Annotated in this window: 20 protein-coding genes and 2 riboswitches; of the genes, 12 read left to right on the forward strand and 8 right to left on the reverse strand. The window is 29.6% G+C overall.

The window, feature by feature from the left end; genetic code table 11:
* The first annotated feature begins 54 nt into the window (after positions 1 to 54).
* The 4 genes from trpX to K5Q11_RS02970 all read left to right on the forward strand — a co-directional run bounded on the left by trpX (position 55) and on the right by K5Q11_RS02970 (position 3,338).
* Complete coding sequence (gene trpX, locus K5Q11_RS02955) at positions 55 to 1,053, forward strand: tryptophan ABC transporter substrate-binding protein (protein ID WP_220728900.1); 999 nt, start codon at positions 55 to 57, stop codon at positions 1,051 to 1,053.
* A complete protein-coding gene (locus K5Q11_RS02960) occupies positions 1,050 to 1,940 on the forward strand; it encodes an ABC transporter permease (RefSeq protein WP_220728899.1) in 891 nt (296 codons plus the stop codon). The genes trpX and K5Q11_RS02960 overlap by 4 nt, the downstream gene beginning before the upstream one ends.
* Positions 1,940 to 2,707 carry an ABC transporter ATP-binding protein gene (locus tag K5Q11_RS02965; RefSeq protein WP_220728898.1) on the forward strand — a complete coding sequence of 256 codons (768 nt, stop codon included), beginning with the start codon at positions 1,940 to 1,942 and terminating at the stop codon, positions 2,705 to 2,707. The genes K5Q11_RS02960 and K5Q11_RS02965 overlap by 1 nt, the downstream gene beginning before the upstream one ends.
* 85 nt (positions 2,708 to 2,792) lie before the next feature.
* Positions 2,793 to 3,338 carry a hypothetical protein gene (locus K5Q11_RS02970; protein WP_220728897.1) on the forward strand — a complete coding sequence of 182 codons (546 nt, stop codon included), beginning with the start codon at positions 2,793 to 2,795 and terminating at the stop codon, positions 3,336 to 3,338.
* 25 nt (positions 3,339 to 3,363) lie between these two features.
* Here K5Q11_RS02970 and K5Q11_RS02975 read toward each other — a convergent pair whose 3' ends face one another.
* The 3 genes from K5Q11_RS02975 to K5Q11_RS02985 all read right to left on the reverse strand — a co-directional run bounded on the left by K5Q11_RS02975 (position 3,364) and on the right by K5Q11_RS02985 (position 5,742).
* Positions 3,364 to 4,761: a DHA2 family efflux MFS transporter permease subunit gene (locus K5Q11_RS02975; RefSeq protein WP_220728353.1), complete on the reverse strand. Its 1,398-nt coding sequence runs from the start codon at positions 4,759 to 4,761 to the stop codon at positions 3,364 to 3,366.
* Between the two features lie 3 nt (positions 4,762 to 4,764).
* Entirely contained in the window at positions 4,765 to 5,193 is a 429-nt protein-coding gene (locus tag K5Q11_RS02980) for a MarR family winged helix-turn-helix transcriptional regulator (protein WP_220728354.1), read from the reverse strand.
* Between the two features lie 225 nt (positions 5,194 to 5,418).
* Positions 5,419 to 5,742: a hypothetical protein gene (locus K5Q11_RS02985; protein WP_220728355.1), complete on the reverse strand. Its 324-nt coding sequence runs from the start codon at positions 5,740 to 5,742 to the stop codon at positions 5,419 to 5,421.
* Between the two features lie 121 nt (positions 5,743 to 5,863).
* Here K5Q11_RS02985 and K5Q11_RS02990 point away from each other — a divergent pair, with 121 nt between their 5' ends.
* Positions 5,864 to 7,708 (forward strand): FAD/NAD(P)-binding protein, encoded by a 1,845-nt coding sequence (locus K5Q11_RS02990; RefSeq protein WP_220728356.1) that lies wholly within the window; start codon positions 5,864 to 5,866, stop codon positions 7,706 to 7,708.
* A gap of 31 nt (positions 7,709 to 7,739) precedes the next feature.
* Here K5Q11_RS02990 and K5Q11_RS02995 read toward each other — a convergent pair whose 3' ends face one another.
* Together K5Q11_RS02995 and K5Q11_RS03000 are read right to left on the reverse strand one after the other, a co-directional pair.
* Positions 7,740 to 8,378: an LVIS_2131 family protein gene (locus K5Q11_RS02995; protein ID WP_220728357.1), complete on the reverse strand. Its 639-nt coding sequence runs from the start codon at positions 8,376 to 8,378 to the stop codon at positions 7,740 to 7,742.
* 156 nt (positions 8,379 to 8,534) lie between these two features.
* Positions 8,535 to 9,563, reverse strand: a complete 1,029-nt coding sequence (locus K5Q11_RS03000; protein WP_220728358.1) for a D-alanyl-D-alanine carboxypeptidase family protein — start codon at positions 9,561 to 9,563, stop codon at positions 8,535 to 8,537.
* A gap of 158 nt (positions 9,564 to 9,721) precedes the next feature.
* Positions 9,722 to 9,812, forward strand: a riboswitch (TPP riboswitch).
* A 97-nt stretch (positions 9,813 to 9,909) separates the two neighbouring features.
* On the opposite strand from K5Q11_RS03000, the gene K5Q11_RS03005 reads away from it, so the two are divergent.
* The 4 genes from K5Q11_RS03005 (at position 9,910) to K5Q11_RS03020 (ending at position 12,788) form a co-directional block, all read left to right on the forward strand.
* On the forward strand, positions 9,910 to 10,464 hold the full coding sequence (locus K5Q11_RS03005) for an ECF transporter S component (protein ID WP_220751181.1): 555 nt from the start codon (positions 9,910 to 9,912) through the stop codon (positions 10,462 to 10,464).
* 16 nt (positions 10,465 to 10,480) lie between these two features.
* Complete coding sequence (locus K5Q11_RS03010) at positions 10,481 to 11,875, forward strand: ABC transporter ATP-binding protein (protein ID WP_220751182.1); 1,395 nt, start codon at positions 10,481 to 10,483, stop codon at positions 11,873 to 11,875.
* A complete protein-coding gene (locus K5Q11_RS03015) occupies positions 11,862 to 12,512 on the forward strand; it encodes an energy-coupling factor transporter transmembrane component T family protein (protein ID WP_220751183.1) in 651 nt (216 codons plus the stop codon). Before K5Q11_RS03010 ends, K5Q11_RS03015 begins: the two co-directional genes overlap by 14 nt.
* A gap of 96 nt (positions 12,513 to 12,608) precedes the next feature.
* On the forward strand, positions 12,609 to 12,788 hold the full coding sequence (locus K5Q11_RS03020) for an LBP_cg2779 family protein (protein WP_220728362.1): 180 nt from the start codon (positions 12,609 to 12,611) through the stop codon (positions 12,786 to 12,788).
* Between the two features lie 33 nt (positions 12,789 to 12,821).
* On the opposite strand, the gene K5Q11_RS03025 is transcribed toward K5Q11_RS03020, so the two are convergent.
* Positions 12,822 to 13,985, reverse strand: a complete 1,164-nt coding sequence (locus K5Q11_RS03025; protein ID WP_220751184.1) for a hypothetical protein — start codon at positions 13,983 to 13,985, stop codon at positions 12,822 to 12,824.
* A 17-nt stretch (positions 13,986 to 14,002) separates the two neighbouring features.
* On the reverse strand, positions 14,003 to 14,977 hold the full coding sequence (locus K5Q11_RS03030; RefSeq protein ID WP_220751185.1) for an asparaginase: 975 nt from the start codon (positions 14,975 to 14,977) through the stop codon (positions 14,003 to 14,005).
* A gap of 122 nt (positions 14,978 to 15,099) precedes the next feature.
* Positions 15,100 to 15,198, forward strand: a riboswitch (purine riboswitch).
* A gap of 73 nt (positions 15,199 to 15,271) precedes the next feature.
* Between K5Q11_RS03030 and K5Q11_RS03035 the strand changes: the two genes are divergently transcribed.
* From K5Q11_RS03035 to K5Q11_RS03045, 3 genes are all read left to right on the forward strand, one after another.
* Positions 15,272 to 16,573 carry a nucleobase:cation symporter-2 family protein gene (locus K5Q11_RS03035; protein WP_285289887.1) on the forward strand — a complete coding sequence of 434 codons (1,302 nt, stop codon included), beginning with the start codon at positions 15,272 to 15,274 and terminating at the stop codon, positions 16,571 to 16,573.
* A 97-nt stretch (positions 16,574 to 16,670) separates the two neighbouring features.
* Positions 16,671 to 17,012 (forward strand): hypothetical protein, encoded by a 342-nt coding sequence (locus tag K5Q11_RS03040; protein ID WP_220751186.1) that lies wholly within the window; start codon positions 16,671 to 16,673, stop codon positions 17,010 to 17,012.
* A 58-nt stretch (positions 17,013 to 17,070) separates the two neighbouring features.
* Positions 17,071 to 17,754 (forward strand): aquaporin, encoded by a 684-nt coding sequence (locus K5Q11_RS03045; protein WP_251067901.1) that lies wholly within the window; start codon positions 17,071 to 17,073, stop codon positions 17,752 to 17,754.
* Here K5Q11_RS03045 and fakB read toward each other — a convergent pair whose 3' ends face one another.
* Positions 17,755 to 18,597: a DegV family protein gene (gene fakB, locus K5Q11_RS03050; RefSeq protein ID WP_220728367.1), complete on the reverse strand. Its 843-nt coding sequence runs from the start codon at positions 18,595 to 18,597 to the stop codon at positions 17,755 to 17,757.
* Positions 18,598 to 19,111: the final 514 nt, after the last annotated feature.

Below are 19,111 nucleotides of genomic sequence, written 5' to 3' on the forward strand. Positions count from 1 at the left end.
CAGATATGTCCGCTTTTTTATTGCCATTAACTAAATATATTTAAGGAGCATAATATGAAAAGAATGTATGGAACCATCGTAATCTTACTTTTAGTTTTAACATATGCTTTTTTTCAAGAAAGCAATCCCAAAAAGATGGATAAAAATCGTACCCCTATCGTAGGAATTTTACAACTAACTGACCATCCGGCTTTAAATGAAATTCACAAAGGTATTATTGACGGGTTAAAAGAATCTGGTTATATACCTAATAAAAATATAAAGATTGATTTTCAAAATGCTGAAGGTGATCAAAGTAATTTACAAACCATGAGTACTAAATTTGCCAATGAAAATGTAGATGCAGCTATTGGAATTGCTACTCCAGCTGCACAATCATTAGCAAATACTATCAAGAATGCTCCTATCGTTTTAGGTGCTATCACTGACCCTCAAAAAGCTGGTTTAGTGGATAGTAATCAGCATCCCGGACGTAATGTTACTGGAGTATCTGACTTACTACCATTACAGCCTAATTTAGATTTAATCAAAGCTTCTGTTCCCCATTTAAAAAATTTGGGAATTATTTATACATCTAGTGACAATTCATCTACAACACAATATCAAATGTTTAAAAAACTATGTAAACAAAATCATATTAATTTAAAAGCTTATACCATTGCCAATAGTAATGATTTAAATCAAGTATCACAACAAATGCTACAAAAAGTAGATGCCGTATTCGTCCCCGTTGATAATACAATTGCTAGTTCAATCCAAACCTTAATCGCTAATGCAAACGCTAAAAACATTCCCGTTTTCCCTGGTTCTGACACAATGGTAAAAGCTGGTGGAGTTGCTACTTACACTGTGGACCAATATGGAATGGGTGTGCAAACTGGAAAAATTACTGCTGGAATTTTAAGAGGACAAATTGATCCTAAAAACACTCCAATTGATTTTACTAAGCATCCAAAACTAGTTATAAACTTGCAACAAATTAGAAAGTTAGGAATTCACTTACCAGAAAACATCATTGAAGAAGCTAAACACAAAGGAGTGATTTACAAATGAGTATATTAGTATCTGCAATTGGACAAGGTTTATTATGGGGAATTATTGGAGTTGGTTTGTTTCTAACTTTTAGAATTTTAGATTTTCCTGATATGACAGTAGAAGGAACATTTCCAATGGGCGCTGCAACTGCTGTGACTGCTATCGCTCATGGAGTATCTCCACTTAACGCAACAATTTTAGCTTTTATTGTAGGCTGTCTAGCTGGATTAGTAACTGGATTATTATATACAAAAGCTAAAATACCAGTTTTATTAGCTGGAATTCTAGTTATGACTGCATCTTATTCTATTGATTTAAGAATTATGGGCAAACCAAATCAATCTCTACTTGGTTTAAAAACGCTCTTTAACAGTCCTTTATTTGCTAAATTGCCACCTTATTTTGACAGCATTTTTATCGGAATTTTAATTGTAGCCATTATTATAGCTATTTTAATTTATTTCTTACAAACTAACCTCGGTCAATCTTTTATTGCAACTGGTGATAATGAAGCTATGGCTCAATCACTTGGCATCAATACTGATAATATGAAAATTATGGGAGTTAGTGTATCTAACGGATTGATTGCTTTAGGTGGTGCTTTAATTGCGCAAAATAATGGTTATTCAGACGTAAATATGGGAATTGGTATTATTGTAGTTGCCCTAGCTTCAATCATTATTGGAGAAGTTATTTTTGGTAATTTAACCATGAATCAAAGATTAGTTGCTGTTATTTTGGGCAGTATTATTTATCGAATTATCTTAATGATTGTGCTTCAACTTGGCTTTAATGCTAATGACTTTAATTTAATTTCCTCTGTAATACTAGCATTATTCATGTCATTACCAATTTTGGAAAAGAAATATAACTTAAAACGAATTATTCAAAGGGGGCTAAAATAATGACTAAGCCTATCTTTCAATTAAAAAATGTAACTAAAACTGTTAATACTGGAACTCCAGAAGAATTAAATATCTTGGATCATTTAAATTTAGATATTTATGATGGTGATTTTATAACTGTATTAGGTTCTAATGGAGCCGGAAAATCAACTTTATTTAATAGTATAACTGGTAACATAACCCCTACTTCTGGTGATGTTATTTACAAAAATAGTAAAATAAATAAAATGTCAGTTGTTAAAAGAACTAAATTCTTAAGTCGTGTATTTCAAGATCCCAAATTAGGCACTGCTCCGCGAATGACTGTGGCCGAAAATCTTTTATTAGCTGAAAAACGTGGTGAACATCGCCTTTTTAATCTTAGAGGATTAAAAAAACAAATTCCACTTTTTAAAAAAATCACCGCTAAAATGAATAACAGTTTGGATAAACGTTTAAATACCCCCACTGGAAATTTATCCGGTGGGCAAAGGCAAGCTCTTAGTTTCCTAATGGCGACAATTAAACGTCCTGATATTTTACTACTAGATGAACATACAGCTGCTCTAGACCCTAACACTTCGGAAAAACTAATGAAAATAACTAATGACACCATTACGGATGAAAAATTAACTTGTCTGATGATAACCCATCAATTAGAAGATGCGCTTAAATATGGAAATCGTTTAATTGTGTTACACAAAGGAACAATTGCTTATGATTTTAATAGTGATGAAAAGAAAAAATTATCTAAAGAAGATTTATATAAATTTTTTAGTGAAAAATAGTGACTAAATTAACTAACGATACAATTAAATTTAATTTTGTTATAATACTGTATGGGGAAATTTACCTTTTACAGGAGGGACATAATTGAATAATAACGATTCAGATTCAAGAATTCGTCGATACAACTTTAAACGCAGTGAATTAAATAATAAGCCCAATAAAAGCAAAGTTAAGGTTTGGCAAATAATATTAGCAATCGTTTTAATTACAGCTTTTATTGTAGCCAGTGTTAAGTTATTTAGTGGAGAAGTTCAAGGAACTAAAAAGAGCGATTACTACTCTCAAAACTACAAAAAAACGGAAAGTAGTAATAATAAAAAGAACACCAATGATACTCAAAAAACATCAAAGAGTGAAAGTAAAAAGAATAGCTCTACCGCAAACAATTCTAAAAATGAGCATGATAACACTGCTGACAATAATAACGATAAAAACAATGCACCAGACAATGATGAAGTACCACAAAAGTATAATGATTCTACTTTTAATGTTACTCATACATTTGGTTCCGTTGAAGATGCTAAGAATTGGGCCACTGCAACTCAAAGTTCTTGGTTAAAAGACGGATATACTAACTATACAGTTACTTCTGATAGTCAAGGATACTACATTTTAAAATTTATCAAATAAAAAAAGACGGTTTAAACCGTCTTTTTTATTTTGCATTTTTTTTGAATAATAACAATTTAAAAGTAAAACCAACAGCTACAATCATTAGAATTAGGAGTACAATTAACGCATTTTGTGATCCTAAAGCTGTACTTTTCACTTCTCCTAGATTATTATGACTAACTTGACTAAGAGTAATAATAGCTGAAATGATTGAGGTGGATATAGCACCAGATATTTGCTGAATGGTAGTTAATACAGCGTTTCCATCACTATTTTCAGTTTGCTTCAAATGTTTTAACCCATTTGTCATAAAATTACCAAATGATAAACCAATGCAGAGCATATAAATAATATAAAAAACTAAAATTAAACTATCATTTAAATGCATACCGAAGGCTACAAATAAAATTAATGCAAGCAAGCCAAATCCAATTCCACTTAGCATTGGTGGTTTAGGTCCAAAATTATCTAAAATTTTACCGGAAAATGGTGCAAAGAAGGCACCAATAACTGCACCTGGTAAAACTATTAATCCAGCAATTGTGGCAGATTTATTATTTACAATTTGAATATAGTTAGGCAAGATAAACGACAATCCTAAAGTCTCAAATTGTAGAATGAAAAATACTAAAACATGTCCTGCAAAGCTTCGATTTTTTAACACATTTAGATTAATAACTGGATTGTCACTATGCGTAGAACGATGGTAAAGAAGAATCATTCCAACTATACCAATCACTATTGGAAAAATAACTTTAACAGACATTATTTGACCGGATCCCATGCTACTAAATCCAATAACTAAGCCCACAAACGTTACAACAATCCAAAGTAAACTCATAATATCAAAATTAACTTTATTAACTTCACTCTTTTGTTCAATTGAAAATAATCCAATAAATAATGATAGTATTAAAAGTGGCAATAATAATACAAAAATATAACGCCACCCCATTGATGAAACCACTAATCCACCAAAAGTAGGTCCAACTGCGGGTGCAATGGCTGTAATTAAATTACCAACCCCCATCATTAATCCAATTTTAGAAAGTGGAACTTGCTCTAAAATGATATTAAACATCAAAGGCAATGCAATTCCAGTTCCTAATCCTTGAACTACTCGACCTAATAGTAAAAAGCTAAAGCTAGGTGCAACAATGTCTAAAATAATTCCTAAAATAAATAATAAATTAGCTGCAATAAATAAATGCTTAGTTTTAAAACCTCTTTTAAGTATTGCAGATAATGGAATGATAATTGATACTACAAGTAAATAAATCGTAGTCATCCACTGTACAGTACTAGTATTAATTCCAAATTCACGCATTAACGTTGGAAAAGTGATGTTCATTGAAGTTTCAATCACAACTCCGGCAAAAGACATAATTCCAGCAGCAATTACCGCTAAAACAACTTTTGCAGACATTTTTTGATTATCCATTGTTTATAATTTCCCCTTTTCAAATTTTATTAGTTTGTGCATTGAGCGATTTAAAAGTTTAATTTCTTCATCAGAAAAATGCTTTTCAAAAGCTATTTGCGTATCATTCATATAATCACTAATAACTTTTTGCAGCGCCATAGCATTATTAGTTAAAGTGACTTGTTTTTTTCTAGAATCTTTGGAAGATGCGGTTCTTAAAATTAAATTGTGTTTTTCCATTCGTTTTAATAACACTGATGCGGTAGATTTCTGAATATAAAATTCTTCTTCAATATCTTTTTGAAAAGTTTCAACATCTTGTCGATGACTTAAAAAATCTATCACTGACATTTGCGTTGAAGTTAATCCGTATTCATGTGCAAAAGCATCAAAACGTTTGACCATTTGAGTACACGCAATTTTTAATAGCATACCAAAATTATTTCTCATACATTATCCCTCCTTAAATTGTTAGCTAACTAACTATTTTAATAGAAAATATTTTTTTTGCAACCATAAATAAAAAAACACCCTAAAAATTAGCGTGTTTTTAATATGCGTTCCCCGAGAATCGAACTCGGATCATGAGGACCGAAATCTCATGTGCTATCCATTACACTAGGAACGCATCTGTAATTAATCATAATGATTAATTATACAAATTTCAAGTAAGGACTAGTTTCTAGCTATTTTATCAGCTTCATCTTCTAATCTTAAAAGTAATTCAATTGAGTTATTTTTAAAATCTTCTACAAAAGATGTTCCCTTTGAATTAAATGAATATTGTTTAACATGACCAATCCCATATACAGTAATTGTATTTTTATCGAGTTCACCAGTATCGTAATGGCCTTCTTCAGCACTATCTAAATACATTTGGAACAAATCACTCAATGATTTTTCAATAACTGTTTCTATAGAAACATGTTTACCTTTTTTAGATAATTCATTTACTTTAGAACGTACTTCATCCATGTCTTCTGGAATTAATTCACTCATGAAAATCACCTCAAAAACTATTTTAACATTATTAAATGAATATAATAATTATTATATTTTTAAATATGGCGTATAAAAACTATAATATAGTATATAAATACAAAATAAAGGAGCTTATGTTATGAAAGTGGCAATTATTGGTGCCGGTCCTCGTGGACTTATAGCTTCATATAATCTATTAAAAGATTTTCAAAAAACTGGAGAAAATTTAGAAATTAATTTATTTGATAAAAAAGATATTGGTGGTCGAGTTTGGAATGCCAACCAATCTCCATACCTAATTATGAATACTCCCGCAACTGAAATTACGTTATTTAATTATGATGATCCTTATAAAAAGAGTTTGTATGAATGGTGCAAAAGCGATGATAGTCAAAAATTTATGGAAACAGCATCCATTGAACATAAGCAACAACTCATCGATGCAGCTAAAAATTTATCATCAAATGGATATGCTGATCGTGCACTATTGGGTGTTTACTGTAAATGGTTTTTCCAAAACTATATTTTAACTCAACAAAATGAGCATCTAAGCATAAAATTTATGAAAAACAGTTTAGTTGATAATATCAGTGTAAGCACCAATCAAAAATATACAATCATTTTAGGTAATCAAGATAAAATAACTGATTTTAACAAAATTATTATCAGTTTAGGCCAACAAGAAAATCATTTGACCGAGAATGAAACCTCACTATACAAATATGCAAAAGATTATAACTTAAATTATTTCCTACCAGGTTATCCATCAGAACAACCAGTAGAGAAAATACCTGCAAATGAAAACGTCATTATCCGCGGATTAGGTTTAAGTTTTAATGATTATGTATCCTTATTAACAATTGGTCGAGGCGGTAAATTCATACAAAACGGTGATAGTCTAAAATACATTCCTTCTGGAAAAGAACCTAAGATAATTGCTGGATCTCGTCGAGGTGTTCCATACTTTCCTAAAGCACTTAGTCAAAAAACATACGATGAAAAGTTTGAAGGTCATTTCTTAATTCCATCAGTAATTAAGAAAAAACTTACAGATGGTAAGTTAAAATATGAAGATTTAGTAAGGCTTTTAAAATTAGATATTGAATACCGTTACTACACACTATTAATCAATAGAAAATATTCAAAAATTGAATTAAAGGCTTTTCAAAATGATTTTATTCAAAATAATGGAACGATTAATTTTGAACAAAAATATAACATTGATAAGTCAGACATATTTGACTGGGAAAAAATGCTAAATCCAGTAGCTGGAGTAAAAATAACTACCACTGACGACTATCAAAAAGATTTGCTTGAATGGCTAGATTTTATTATTAAAGATGCTAAATTAGGTTCTAAAACTGGTCCTATCACTGCTAGCATTGAAATGTTAAGAGATTTAAGGTCTAATATTCGTTGGATTGTTGCTAATCAACTATTATCCAGCGAGGATTATGTTAATAAATTTCAAAAACAATTTATGTCAACAATCAGTTTTCTATCAATGGGAGCTCCTGTAATTAGAAGTGAACAGTTAGCTGCCTTAATTAGAGCTGACATAGTTAAAATATTAGGACCACAAATGATGCTAATTGGGGCTGACAAAACTTATAAAACCTGTTCGATGTTTTATAAAAAAGAAATTTTTAGCGCCAACAACTTAATTGAAGCTAGAATTCCAAAGGCTTCCACAAAATATTCTAAAAATATTTTAGTAGAAAATTTAATAGAATCAAAATTAATTCATCTGGATACATTGCAAACAGATGATGGTAAAAACTTAACTACTGATTCCATTGATATAGATTTAAAAACTAATAATATCAAAGATAGTAGTGGAAAATTAAATCACAACATTTATGTATGGGGACTAAGTACTGCTGGAAAATACTTCATTCCTTCAGCCTTCCCCACCCCATCAAAAAATGACGAAAATATTTTAATGGCTCAAAAAATAAGTCATCAAATCGTTAATGAATTATAAAAATAAAGGAATCTCCAAATTGGAGATTCCTTTATTCATTTTCATTATATATAAAAGAACTATTAGGCACTCTAATCACTGTATACTGATCATATAATTTACCAGCTTTAAAACCAATTCCATTAACTAAATTGTTTTTATACTGATTTTGCATCGTTACGACCCATGCCTTTTGTGTTTTAGCGTCTAATTCTTGAATGATAACGCTTTTATATAAATCGTGATTACTATACTTATTACTTATTTTATATAAACTTTTGTAATTATCAAAGTTATTATCAAGTACCATTGCTTGATTACTATTAACTACATTTTTCTTACCATTAGATAAATATGAATAGCTATTTAAATGGTTTACATTTTTTTCTGCATTAACCTTAATATAGTAAGATTTAAAACCGTTAGTGTCTAGAATTAATGGTGAATAAGCCTTAGTAGTTATTACTGAATTCAAAATTAATTTATTATTAAAAGCAAAATAAGCCATGCCTAAACTCAAACACAAATTTAATATAATATGTGTAAAATATTTAGAACAATTTTCGAATACTGGTTGATTATCTTTTTTATTATCTCGAATAGTTATAAAAAGGTAAAATAATATAATTAATAAATCAAATAGTAAAAACAACCAAAGAATCAAGCCAACAAAATTCCAGGCTGATTTCATACAAAAAACTCCTTTAAGATATAGTTAAGTTTTTTTAACATATTTGACATTTTACACTAAATGAATCAAAACTCAAAATTATATTTTATAAAACATATAACATATTCATTAATAAAAATAAAAAAGAGCTTTAAAAAGCTCTTTTAATTAATAATTTTATTTAAATAAATCAGAAACACTGTATATATGTTTCATTAATGATTTAGTCTCAGAAAATTCATCATTATCATTTAAAACCACTGTTACCAAGCGATCTTTACCCGGTTTTTGACCAGTAGCTACAAAACATAGCCCTGCATCAGGAGTATATCCTGTCTTTAATCCATCAACATATAAACTCTTTTTGTAATAGGTTTGTCCTGGCAACATTCTATTAACGTTTCTAATCGTTTGACCCGCAACTGTAGCCTTAGTTTTGCTAGCGTCATCTACAATTCTTGGATATTCTTTTAAGACATGACTAGCAATAATCGCTACAGCTCTAGCCGAAACCATATTTCCTTCACGATATTTACCCTTAACCCAATATCCATAAGGACTTAAGTCGTGATTCTCTAAACCGGAAGCTGAAACGAAAGTAGCGTTCAAATTCCAAGCCTTAGATTGATTATTCATCATATTAATAAACGCTTTATTACTACCAGCTACCCATTCACCCAATGCAATTGTAGCATTGTTAGAAGATTGAATTAAAGCTGCTTGATAAAGTTGTTTTACTGTATAGTTATAACCTTTTTTAAATTTAAAACCACCTACAGCAGCACTTTGACCCATTCGTCTTAAACTAGCGCTGGAAGTATTAACTACTTGATTCCAACCATCATTAGTATTTTGAGCTTTTTGAATTACTAAGTAAAGGGTCATTAACTTTGCCACTGAAGCAATTCGCATGTTCTTGTTACCATTTTTATCATACACAAAAGTATTTTTGTCAACATCCAAGGCTACTGAAGCCTTAGCCTTTTTAGTTCCTTTAAAGGTATTGTTGTCACTAATTAGGTTGTCAATATAATTCTCGTTACTATTTAATTCATAATTAGGTTTAAAAGATTTAGCAGATGGTATTTTAGTTTTAGACACAACATTCTTAACTGAAGAAGCGTTTGTTGTTTCATATTGAACATATGTCATAATTCCTAAAGCTGCTACTAAAGCTAAAAATAGATGTTTTAAGTTTTTTTTCATGAATTTACATCCTCTTATTTATTAATGTTATTACTAAATATAAACTAACATCTATTATGAACCCCGACAATAGAATTGGTTAAAATGTAACAACAAAGTAATCTTTGTTGCTTTTATTTAATATGTGTCTTATAATCCAAATATATTGAAAAATATACTTACATTGTTTGGGGTGCCCTTTAGGCTGAGATAATACCCATGGAACCTGATCAAGCTAATACTTGCGAAGGAAAACATTAGTCTTCTATTTTTGTATGCTTTTTTACATAAATTTTTAGAGGAATCTCAAACTTTGTAATTGAGATTCCTCTTTTTTAATATACAAAAAAATCAAAGGAGTAATACTATGTTTAAAAGCTTAAATTTAAAAAATATTATTTTAATGACTCTAATTTCGATTATATGTGGAACTATTTTTTGGATTGCCGGATTTTTATATAATATCGTTACTATCGCCTTAACTCCAATGGGACTGGCTCCACTGGCTAATGACTTATTAATTGGACTATGGACAATGGCTGGACCATTATCAGGATACATAATCAAAAAAGCTGGATCATCATTGATCGCTGAAGTTCTAGGCTCCTTTGTTGAAATGTTTTGGGGTGGACAATGGGGTGCTTCAACTGTTATTTCTGGTATTGAACAAGGAATTGCATCTGAATTAGGTTTTACTATTTTAGGATATAAAATTTATGGATGGGTTAGTATAATTTCTACCACCATTACAACTACCATTATCACTTTCATTTGGGATTGGTTTAGAAACGGCTACAGCGCTTATAGTTATCAAATGTTAATTCTCTTATTTATAACTAGATTAGTTTCTATCTTTGTCTTCAATGGTATCTTAACTAAGTTAATTGCTAACTTATTAGAAAAAAGTACTATTTTAAAATAGGAGTATCTATATCATTATGTTGCAAATCGAAAATTTAAACTATCAAATTAATAAAAATTGGATTTTAAAAAATGTTAATTTAAAGTTTCCTAAAAATAGTATTTCAATTATCCAAGGACCATCCGGATGTGGTAAAAGTACTTTATTAAAGTGTATCGCTAAATTATATCCCAAACATAGCAACGGTAAAATTAGTGGAAATATCAAGTTGAATAACGTACAAAATTTTAATAATTTATCCGTAAATAATTTCTGTAAAGAAATTAGTATTATGTTTCAAAATCCTAATTATCAATTTGCAATGTCTACCGTAGAAGAAGAATTAATTTTCACTTTAGAAAATCTGCAGATTGAACCAAATTTAATTGGTACTAAAATAATAAATGCTTTGAAATTTTGCAATATTGAATCGTTAAAGAAACGTAAGATAAATACCCTCTCTGGTGGCGAAAAGCAAAAAGTATCATTAGCTATCATATATGCCATGAACAGTAACATCATTTTGCTTGATGAACCATTTGTTAATGTGGATATTAATTCACAAAAGTTTATAATTCATAAATTAAATGAATTAAAAGAAACTAAAACAATTATCATCGTTGATCATAATGCTGCAAAGTATAATCACATTGCGGATTATTATTATAAGTTTGATGAACAAAATTTAAACTTTAAAATAACTGAATTAAATCAAAGCGAATTGAACAAAGTATCAAACTTTACTATAAAAAGAAACAATCAAAATAAAAATGATCTAATAACTTTAGACAATTTCCAATTATCCAGTGGAACTAAAAGTTTATTAAATATCAAACATTTTAGTTTTAAAAATGGTATCACTCTATTAACTGGTGACAATGGAACCGGTAAGTCTTCACTTTTCAAAGCTATCTTAAAGAGGCAAAAGTATATTGGTGAAGTTTTAATAAATCAAGTATCTATTAATAAAATACGCTCAAAAAAATTTTATAAAACTATTGGATTAATTTTTCAGCAATCTGATACTCAATTTATAAAAATAACTGTTAAAGAAGAAATGGAATTATCTAGCAAACAAACTAAAAACTGCTTTTATAGCGATAAACAAATTCAAACTATGCTAGTAAAAGCTGGTTTGGATGGAATACTAAATCGTGTTATCTACACTTTAAGTGAAGGTCAAAAAAAGAAAGTTCAAATTATAAGTATGCTAATCATGTCAAATCCTATCTTGTTACTAGATGAACCATTCAATGGATTAGATGACACATCATTTAATCAAATGGTTGACATATTAACATATGCAAAAAATCATTTTAATCAAAATATGATTATTATAAGCCATCAAACAAAAGGTTTAGAAAAACTAGTTGATCAACAAGTTCAATTAAAAAATCATAAATTAATTGAAATAGGAAGTGATTCTAATTAACCCCTCAATTAAACTGATTACGGTTTTAATTATTGCTTTAGAAATATCATTTACTCAAAGTACCATTACCAATATCTTAATTGTCCTAATTGGATTTTTATATTTATTAATTAACAATAAAATAACATGGAATGCCCTATTAATTTTATTGTTAGCTATCATTCCCACAGTCGGAATTTTTATGTCACAAAACATGTATGGAACTGCTGCAATGGGAAATATTTTAGTAACTCGTTTATATGCTTATATAACTTTAGGTCTAACTTTTACTAAAACAACTACTATCCAAGAATTAGGTCTATCACTTGAACAAAATTTAAAAATGCCTACTAAGTTTGTTTATGGATTTATGGGTGGGTTTAATCTAATAAATTATGTAAAACAAGATATTGCAGATATTAAACAGGCAGCTCATTTTCGTAATATTAATTTACATTTTTGGTCACCTAGTTTATATTTCAAGGCTATTTTATCAGCAATTAGATATGCTGAACTACTATCTGAAGGCATGGAATCACATGGATTTAGTGAACAAGCTTACCGAACTCATTATAAAAAAATTGCTTTAAACAAATCAGATTATTCCAAAGCTACTTTTATATTGCTGATTTTACAAATATCAATCGTTTTTATTTAATCATGATTTTATAAACATGAATTTATCCAGATTATACAATTACGTATATAATGGAATTGGGTCGTAATGTTTTATATAAGATTTTGGAGGCTTTATATGAATCGTAGATTAAGTAATGTTTCAGAAAAAATTGTTGATTACCAAAAAAATAATGATCTTACAGATACTCAATTAGCATTTAATTTACATTTTAGTGTCGAAGAATTGCATGATATTAAATCCATGGAACGAAGACCCACCAGAGACGAATTAAGAGTAATAAAAAGTAGAATGTAAAAAAAGCCTAATAACAATAAGTTATTAGGCTTTTTATATTTCACCACGTAATGATAATATTTCCCTAACTAAATAAGCATCAACATACCCAAAAGATAGTTCAACAATATCTGTTAACGTAATTTTTTTATTCAAAATCAAAAACGTTTTAGTCTCATCTAATTGATTAATGTAGACATTTTCGTCATCTAAATTAACTGGATATCCCATAAAATTATTACCATTACTTAATTGCAAGCGAATTAAATATTTTAATTTTTTAGACTGATTAATAATATCTAAAAATAAATCATCTTGTGAGTCAAACTCGCGTTCAAAGTTTAAAACCGGTTGCGATTCCATATGATAGTGCTTATTCATATCAATAAATTTTTGAATTAAAAATAAATAATCAGATTGAACAATTAAGTTGTGTACAGCAAAATTTTTCATTAATACATAACCACCAAATTGCCCTGCCATATCAACCACTTTAATTACTAATTGTGAATCAGACAATGAGATAATTTGGCCAACATAAAAGTATCGTTTATTATACCTAGATCTAATTTCAACTAATTGTTGATTATCATAAGCAAATTTTAAGCCATCTAAAATATCGTGATGTTCACGTTTTATTATAGTTGGTAAACTATCTCTTTTAAAAACATCTAAACAACGACTTAAAATAGTCAATTCGCGACCTTGAAACTCTACCAATTTAATGTTGGCAAAGTTAATTTTAGTTTCTTTTTTATTGCTAAAATGAAATTTATCAACGTTTTTAATCTGAAAATCATTATCACTCACATGAGTAATTAGACCTTCAATAAAATGATTAGAACTTAAGTCTTGTACTAAAATAACTTGTTTATCGAGCATCGATTGAATGATAATTTGCTCAAATAAATTTATATTAGTAGCAAAAGATAGTGAATTAGGATAAAAATCAATAAAGTTATCATCTTCAGAAATTGACATTCTTAATTTAATATCACTTAAATCATCACTTTCAAATTCAACTTCCGTAATAACTGAATTCTTTAAACATACCATCCCATCAGCTAAACCTAGACTATCGTAGGTGCTTAATAAGGTTTCATCATCATTAATACGGTTAACATAACCTGTATAAAATACATCTTCATCTTCTTGATAAACATTGATTAATGTTCGATTTTCAAATGCATTTTGCAAATCACTATAAATAGTGTTCATAAACTCCTCACTTTACATTATGATATAGCGTTAGCCATAAACTTATTTAAATCTTTTCCAGATTTACCCGCACTAAGTCCCACAATTAACTTAATTCGAGCTTTTTGACCGTTAAGGCCGCGGCAAATTTCTATTCCCATTTTTTCTAGCTCAATTCCACCACCTTGATAGTCATAAATATCTTGAGCAAAGCCATTAATACAACGTGACACTAAGAAAATAGGAATATTAGCATCAAGTAATCTTTGAACTGCTGGCAAAGTGGCAGGTGGTAAGTTTCCAGCACCTAAACCTTCAATAACAATCCCCTTAGTATCAACATTATTCAATGCATCAAAAAGTGTTCCATCCATTCCTGCGAATGCTTTAATTAAATAAACCCCATCTACAGTGTGATTAATTTCGCAAACTTCACTTTGAATTAATTCTTGATAAAAAGCTGGCTGATGTTTGCTAACAATTCCAATTGGACCAAAGGTTGGAGTTCTAAATGTATCAACATTTGTAGTGTGTGTTTTAGTTACATATCGTGCAGTATGAATTTCATCATTCATAACTACTAAAACCCCTTTATCAGCAGCATCATCACATGCGGCAACCGCTAAGGCATTCATAAAATTATACAGACCATCTGAACCAATTTCATTAGATGAACGCATAGCGCCAGTTACTACTACCGGAATATTACTAGGTAACGTTAAATCTAAGAAATATGCGGTTTCTTCTAGTGTATCTGTTCCGTGTGTGATAACTACCCCATCAATATTTTCATTGTATGCTTTTCTTATTCTTTGACTTATTTGTAGCATAATTTCTGGTGTTACATGCGGAGAAGGCAAATTAAATAAATTATCATTTATTATATTTATATCTTGTCCTAGATTAATAGTTTGTTTAGCAATCGGATTTTCATCATTTTGAATGACTTCACCATTTTCATTTTGTGACATTGAAATGGTACCGCCAGTATGAATAGCTAAAATATTTTTCAAGATTTTAATCCCCCTAAGAACCTAATTTTATCTTAATTGTACATTAAAATTTCACCTTTAAACAATCTAATATTAAAATGATAGATTGTTTTTAGTTCCTTCTAATGCTAATATATTATTTATCAAGTTAAATAGTATTTGTTTATATAATACCAAAATATGGTTGGTTAGTTTCTACCTAGGACCGTTAATCCTAGACTATAAGCATAAGGTTAAGGACTTTTTGCTTTTAGTTTTGCAAAAGGTCTTTTTTAGTTTGTATAAACAAAACTTAAAATATTTAGGAGGATTATTGTGCAAAATAGTTCAGAAGATGGTCTCAAACAAGTTTCCCATGGGAGATCTGCTATTTTAGGTTTTCAACATTTGTTAGCAATGTATTCTGGCGATGTGATTGTACCCTTATTAATTGGTACTTTCTTACACTTGTCAGCTGCTCAGTTAACTTATTTAGTTTCAGCTGATATTTTTATGTGTGGAATTGCTACCCTACTACAATTAAAGCGAACTCCAATAACAGGAATTGGCTTACCAGTAGTTTTAGGATGTGCAGTCCAAGTTGTGGCTCCACTTAAATCAATTGGTGGAACGTTAGGTTTAGGATATATGTACGGTGCTATTATTATTTCAGGTTTATTTGTATTCCTAATATCTGGCTTGTTCTCTAAAATTAGAAAACTATTTCCACCAGTAGTTACCGGTTCATTGATTACCATTATTGGATTTTCATTGGTTCCAGTGGCTTTTCAAGATTTGGGTGGTGGTGATGCTGCAGCCAAATCATTTGGAGATGCTAATAATTTAATTATTGGTTTCTCTACCATGGCTATTATTATTTTAATTAATATTTTTGGAAAAGGATTTTTAAAGTCTATTTCAGTATTAATTGGAATGGCTTGTGGAACAATTATCGCATCTATGATGGGTATGATTTCATTTGCATCAGTTGCGCAAGCCAGTTGGTTACATTTCCCAGAACCTTTCTACTTTGGGGTTCCTAAGTTTGACTGGTCTGCAATTATAACTATGATTCTAGTTTCATTAACCACTATGGTGGAATCAACAGGTGTATTCTTGGCATTAAGTGATATTACTGGCCGTAAAATTTCCAGTAAAGATCTAGCTAGAGGGTATCGTTCAGAAGGTATTGCTGCCATGTTAGGTGGAATTTTTAATACTTTCCCATACTCTACTTTCTCTGAAAATGTTGGAGTTGTACAACTATCTGGTATCAAAACTAAGCGTCCAATCTACTATGCTGGTTTCTTCTTACTATTATTAGGATTATTACCAAAAGTTGGTGCATTCGCTACGGTAATTCCAAGTCCCGTATTAGGTGGAGCCATGGTAGTTATGTTTGGAATGGTTGGAGTTCAAGGAATTAGAATTTTACAACAAGTAAACTTTAACGAAAACAGCAACCTATTAATTGTAGCGGTATCAATTGGTTTTGGAATTGGAGTTACAGTTTATCCTGGTATTTTCAATGCTTTACCACAAGCTGCTCAAATTATTCTTAATAACGGAATTGTGGTTGGTGGTTTCTTAGCTGTCGTTATGAATTTAGCTTTCCAAATGCTAAATAAAAAAGATTAATTAAAAGCCTATTCTTTTAAAAGAATGGGCTTTTTTTAATCAAATTTTTTTTAATTTAAATTCATTTGAACTAAAATTATATTTGAGGTGTTTTTATATGAATAAAAAATTAGAACGTAAGTCACGTGAAGATATCATTATCGATATGAATGATTTTCTAATTACTTATGGTACCTCGATTTTAGGCGATGAAAACAAAGACATCGCTAAACGAGTATACGAAGCAGGAAAAGATAATTTAGAAAATCTGGATAAATTATTTAAGGATAATGGATTTGGACGTAAAGAAAAATGCTATGATATAGGTGAGGGATACATATCTGATCTATATCATGAAGATCCCGAAAATATTAGTACTGAATCTGATAAATTAGCTAAAGAAGCTATGATATATTTAGGAAATAACATTGAAAAATTTGACCACTGGAAAGCAGAATAAAACTGACCTCCAATGGCCATTTTTATTTTAGACGTCAAAGGAGATTTTTAAATTGATTATGATAATTGGTGAGTTAGTTGGTACATATTTAATGCTAGGTCTAGGTTTAGTTAGTAGTATTTTCATTAATTATAATTTATATCCTAAACCACAGAATCGTTTATTGACTGGTGCATACTGGGGATTAAGTATTTTTATAGCTTCAATTATTAGTACAGCAATCTTTGGTACTGCTAACTTCAACCCTATTTTTTCATTCTTACAGGCTTTTAATCATCAAATATCATGGTTAACTATGTTAGGCGAAGTACTTACTCAAATTTTAGGTGCTTGGTTAGCATCAGCAACTGTTCAAAAACTTTGGTCTAAATATTTAAATACCATGCCGGTCAATCTTAACTTTTTTGCAACAGTCCCCCGTCATCTGAATAAGTGGCTAAATAATTTCACTTGGGAAGCTATTGGAACTTTTACAATCGTAATTAATTCTCAAATTATGGATGACGTTAGACTAGCTTGGTGGATTAAAACTATCTGGTCATCAATTCTTATTACGGCAGTAATTACTACTGTTGCACCAATTACTGGAGCAGCTTTAAATCCTACTCGAGACATAGTACCAAGACTATTTTTTACAAAAACTTATGATAAAAAAATGGCCCAGCGGGAATATTCAATCATTCCCATAGCTGGACCAATTGTTGGCGGTATTATTGGTTTAATTGTTGCTAGTTTCTTATAACTACTTCTCACACATCATAATTGCAAAGGCATTATTACCAGTATGGGTAGAAACGATTGCTGAAGTATACATCAACGGAATTTCTAAATTGGGAAAGACTTCTTGTAGCTCTTTTTGCATAGTTTTAGGCCATTCATCACTTCCAGTATAACTAATTCCAATAAATGATAAATCTTTATTTTTTATGTCTTCTAACTCACTAGCAAACCATTTGGTAAAGGTTTTTTTACCACGACCTTTTACTTGAAGAACAAGTTCGGTTTCTTGTAATTGGAATAAAACATGCAAATTCATTAATTTAGAAACTAAACCTTTAGCTCTACCAATACGGCCACCTTTTACTAAATTGTCTAAAGTGCTGGCTCCAATAAACAATTTACTTTTATTAACCATATCTTTTATAGCACTAACAATTTTTGAAACATCATCTTCACCAGCTTGCACCATCTTAGCTGCTTCTAAGACAATGTGACCCAAGTTTTGATCAATGAAATGACTGTTAACCACGGTAACTTTACCATCGGCAATCTCTGCCGCTTGGCTAGCTGAATTTACAGTTCCACTTAATAAATCAGTCATATGAATTGAAAGAATTTCACTACCATCATTAGTTAAATTATTATAAAAATCAACAAAATCACCGATTGATGGTTGACTAGTAATTGGAAAAGGATCTTTAGGATTATTTTCAATTTGATCAATTAATGTCTGTCCATTAATGTCAATTCCATCTTTATAAGATTTTTCACCTACATTAATGTTTAATGGAATTACATTAATGTTAAATTCATCTTGTTTTTCTTTGGATAACAAAGCAGTCGAATCAGTAACTATTTTAATCATACGTAATAGTCCCCCGTTATTTATTTTCTAACTATATAATAAATGTATTAACAATATTTTTCATTGATTTTACACTAATTAAATATAAAATCACTCGTAAAGCCCCATGCAGCAATTAATAAAAGATAAAAAATAAATATACTAAAACAACATTATGTAACAGATAAACTTGAATTTTACAATCAAAAGATATATGATTATACAAAATTTAACTTTCTTAAGGATGTTTTATATTGGCTAGAAAAATAAGAATCACATTTATACTAATTACGAATATATTTGCCATCTCATTAATTTTAAATGATCTCTTTTCTTTAATTGATGAAAGTATTGATCCTATAAAGATTTTTAGAGTACTGTTTGTCTTCATAATAATTTTATTTATTGATTTTAAAACGGCCCAAGAAAATAATTACTAATAAAAAAGAAGCAATGAATTTGTACCGCCTTAAAAAAGTTAGACATAATATCTAATTTTTTAAGGCGGTTTTTTTATGTCAAAATATTCAACTAA

The organism is Apilactobacillus xinyiensis (assembly GCF_019656235.1).
Lineage (GTDB): Bacteria > Bacillota > Bacilli > Lactobacillales > Lactobacillaceae > Apilactobacillus > Apilactobacillus xinyiensis.

Coding starts and splice junctions, on each gene's coding strand:
- trpX (WP_220728900.1), top strand. CDS start 55: ATGAAAAGAATGTATGGAACCATCGTAATCTTACTTTTAGTTTTAACA.
- K5Q11_RS02960 (WP_220728899.1), top strand. CDS start 1,050: ATGAGTATATTAGTATCTGCAATTGGACAAGGTTTATTATGGGGAATT.
- K5Q11_RS02965 (WP_220728898.1), top strand. CDS start 1,940: ATGACTAAGCCTATCTTTCAATTAAAAAATGTAACTAAAACTGTTAAT.
- K5Q11_RS02975 (WP_220728353.1), bottom strand. CDS start 4,761: ATGGATAATCAAAAAATGTCTGCAAAAGTTGTTTTAGCGGTAATTGCT.
- K5Q11_RS02980 (WP_220728354.1), bottom strand. CDS start 5,193: ATGAGAAATAATTTTGGTATGCTATTAAAAATTGCGTGTACTCAAATG.
- K5Q11_RS02985 (WP_220728355.1), bottom strand. CDS start 5,742: ATGAGTGAATTAATTCCAGAAGACATGGATGAAGTACGTTCTAAAGTA.
- K5Q11_RS02990 (WP_220728356.1), top strand. CDS start 5,864: ATGAAAGTGGCAATTATTGGTGCCGGTCCTCGTGGACTTATAGCTTCA.
- K5Q11_RS02995 (WP_220728357.1), bottom strand. CDS start 8,378: ATGAAATCAGCCTGGAATTTTGTTGGCTTGATTCTTTGGTTGTTTTTA.
- K5Q11_RS03000 (WP_220728358.1), bottom strand. CDS start 9,563: ATGAAAAAAAACTTAAAACATCTATTTTTAGCTTTAGTAGCAGCTTTA.
- K5Q11_RS03005 (WP_220751181.1), top strand. CDS start 9,910: ATGTTTAAAAGCTTAAATTTAAAAAATATTATTTTAATGACTCTAATT.
- K5Q11_RS03010 (WP_220751182.1), top strand. CDS start 10,481: ATGTTGCAAATCGAAAATTTAAACTATCAAATTAATAAAAATTGGATT.
- K5Q11_RS03020 (WP_220728362.1), top strand. CDS start 12,609: ATGAATCGTAGATTAAGTAATGTTTCAGAAAAAATTGTTGATTACCAA.
- K5Q11_RS03025 (WP_220751184.1), bottom strand. CDS start 13,985: ATGAACACTATTTATAGTGATTTGCAAAATGCATTTGAAAATCGAACA.
- K5Q11_RS03040 (WP_220751186.1), top strand. CDS start 16,671: ATGAATAAAAAATTAGAACGTAAGTCACGTGAAGATATCATTATCGAT.
- K5Q11_RS03045 (WP_251067901.1), top strand. CDS start 17,071: ATGATAATTGGTGAGTTAGTTGGTACATATTTAATGCTAGGTCTAGGT.
- fakB (WP_220728367.1), bottom strand. CDS start 18,597: ATGATTAAAATAGTTACTGATTCGACTGCTTTGTTATCCAAAGAAAAA.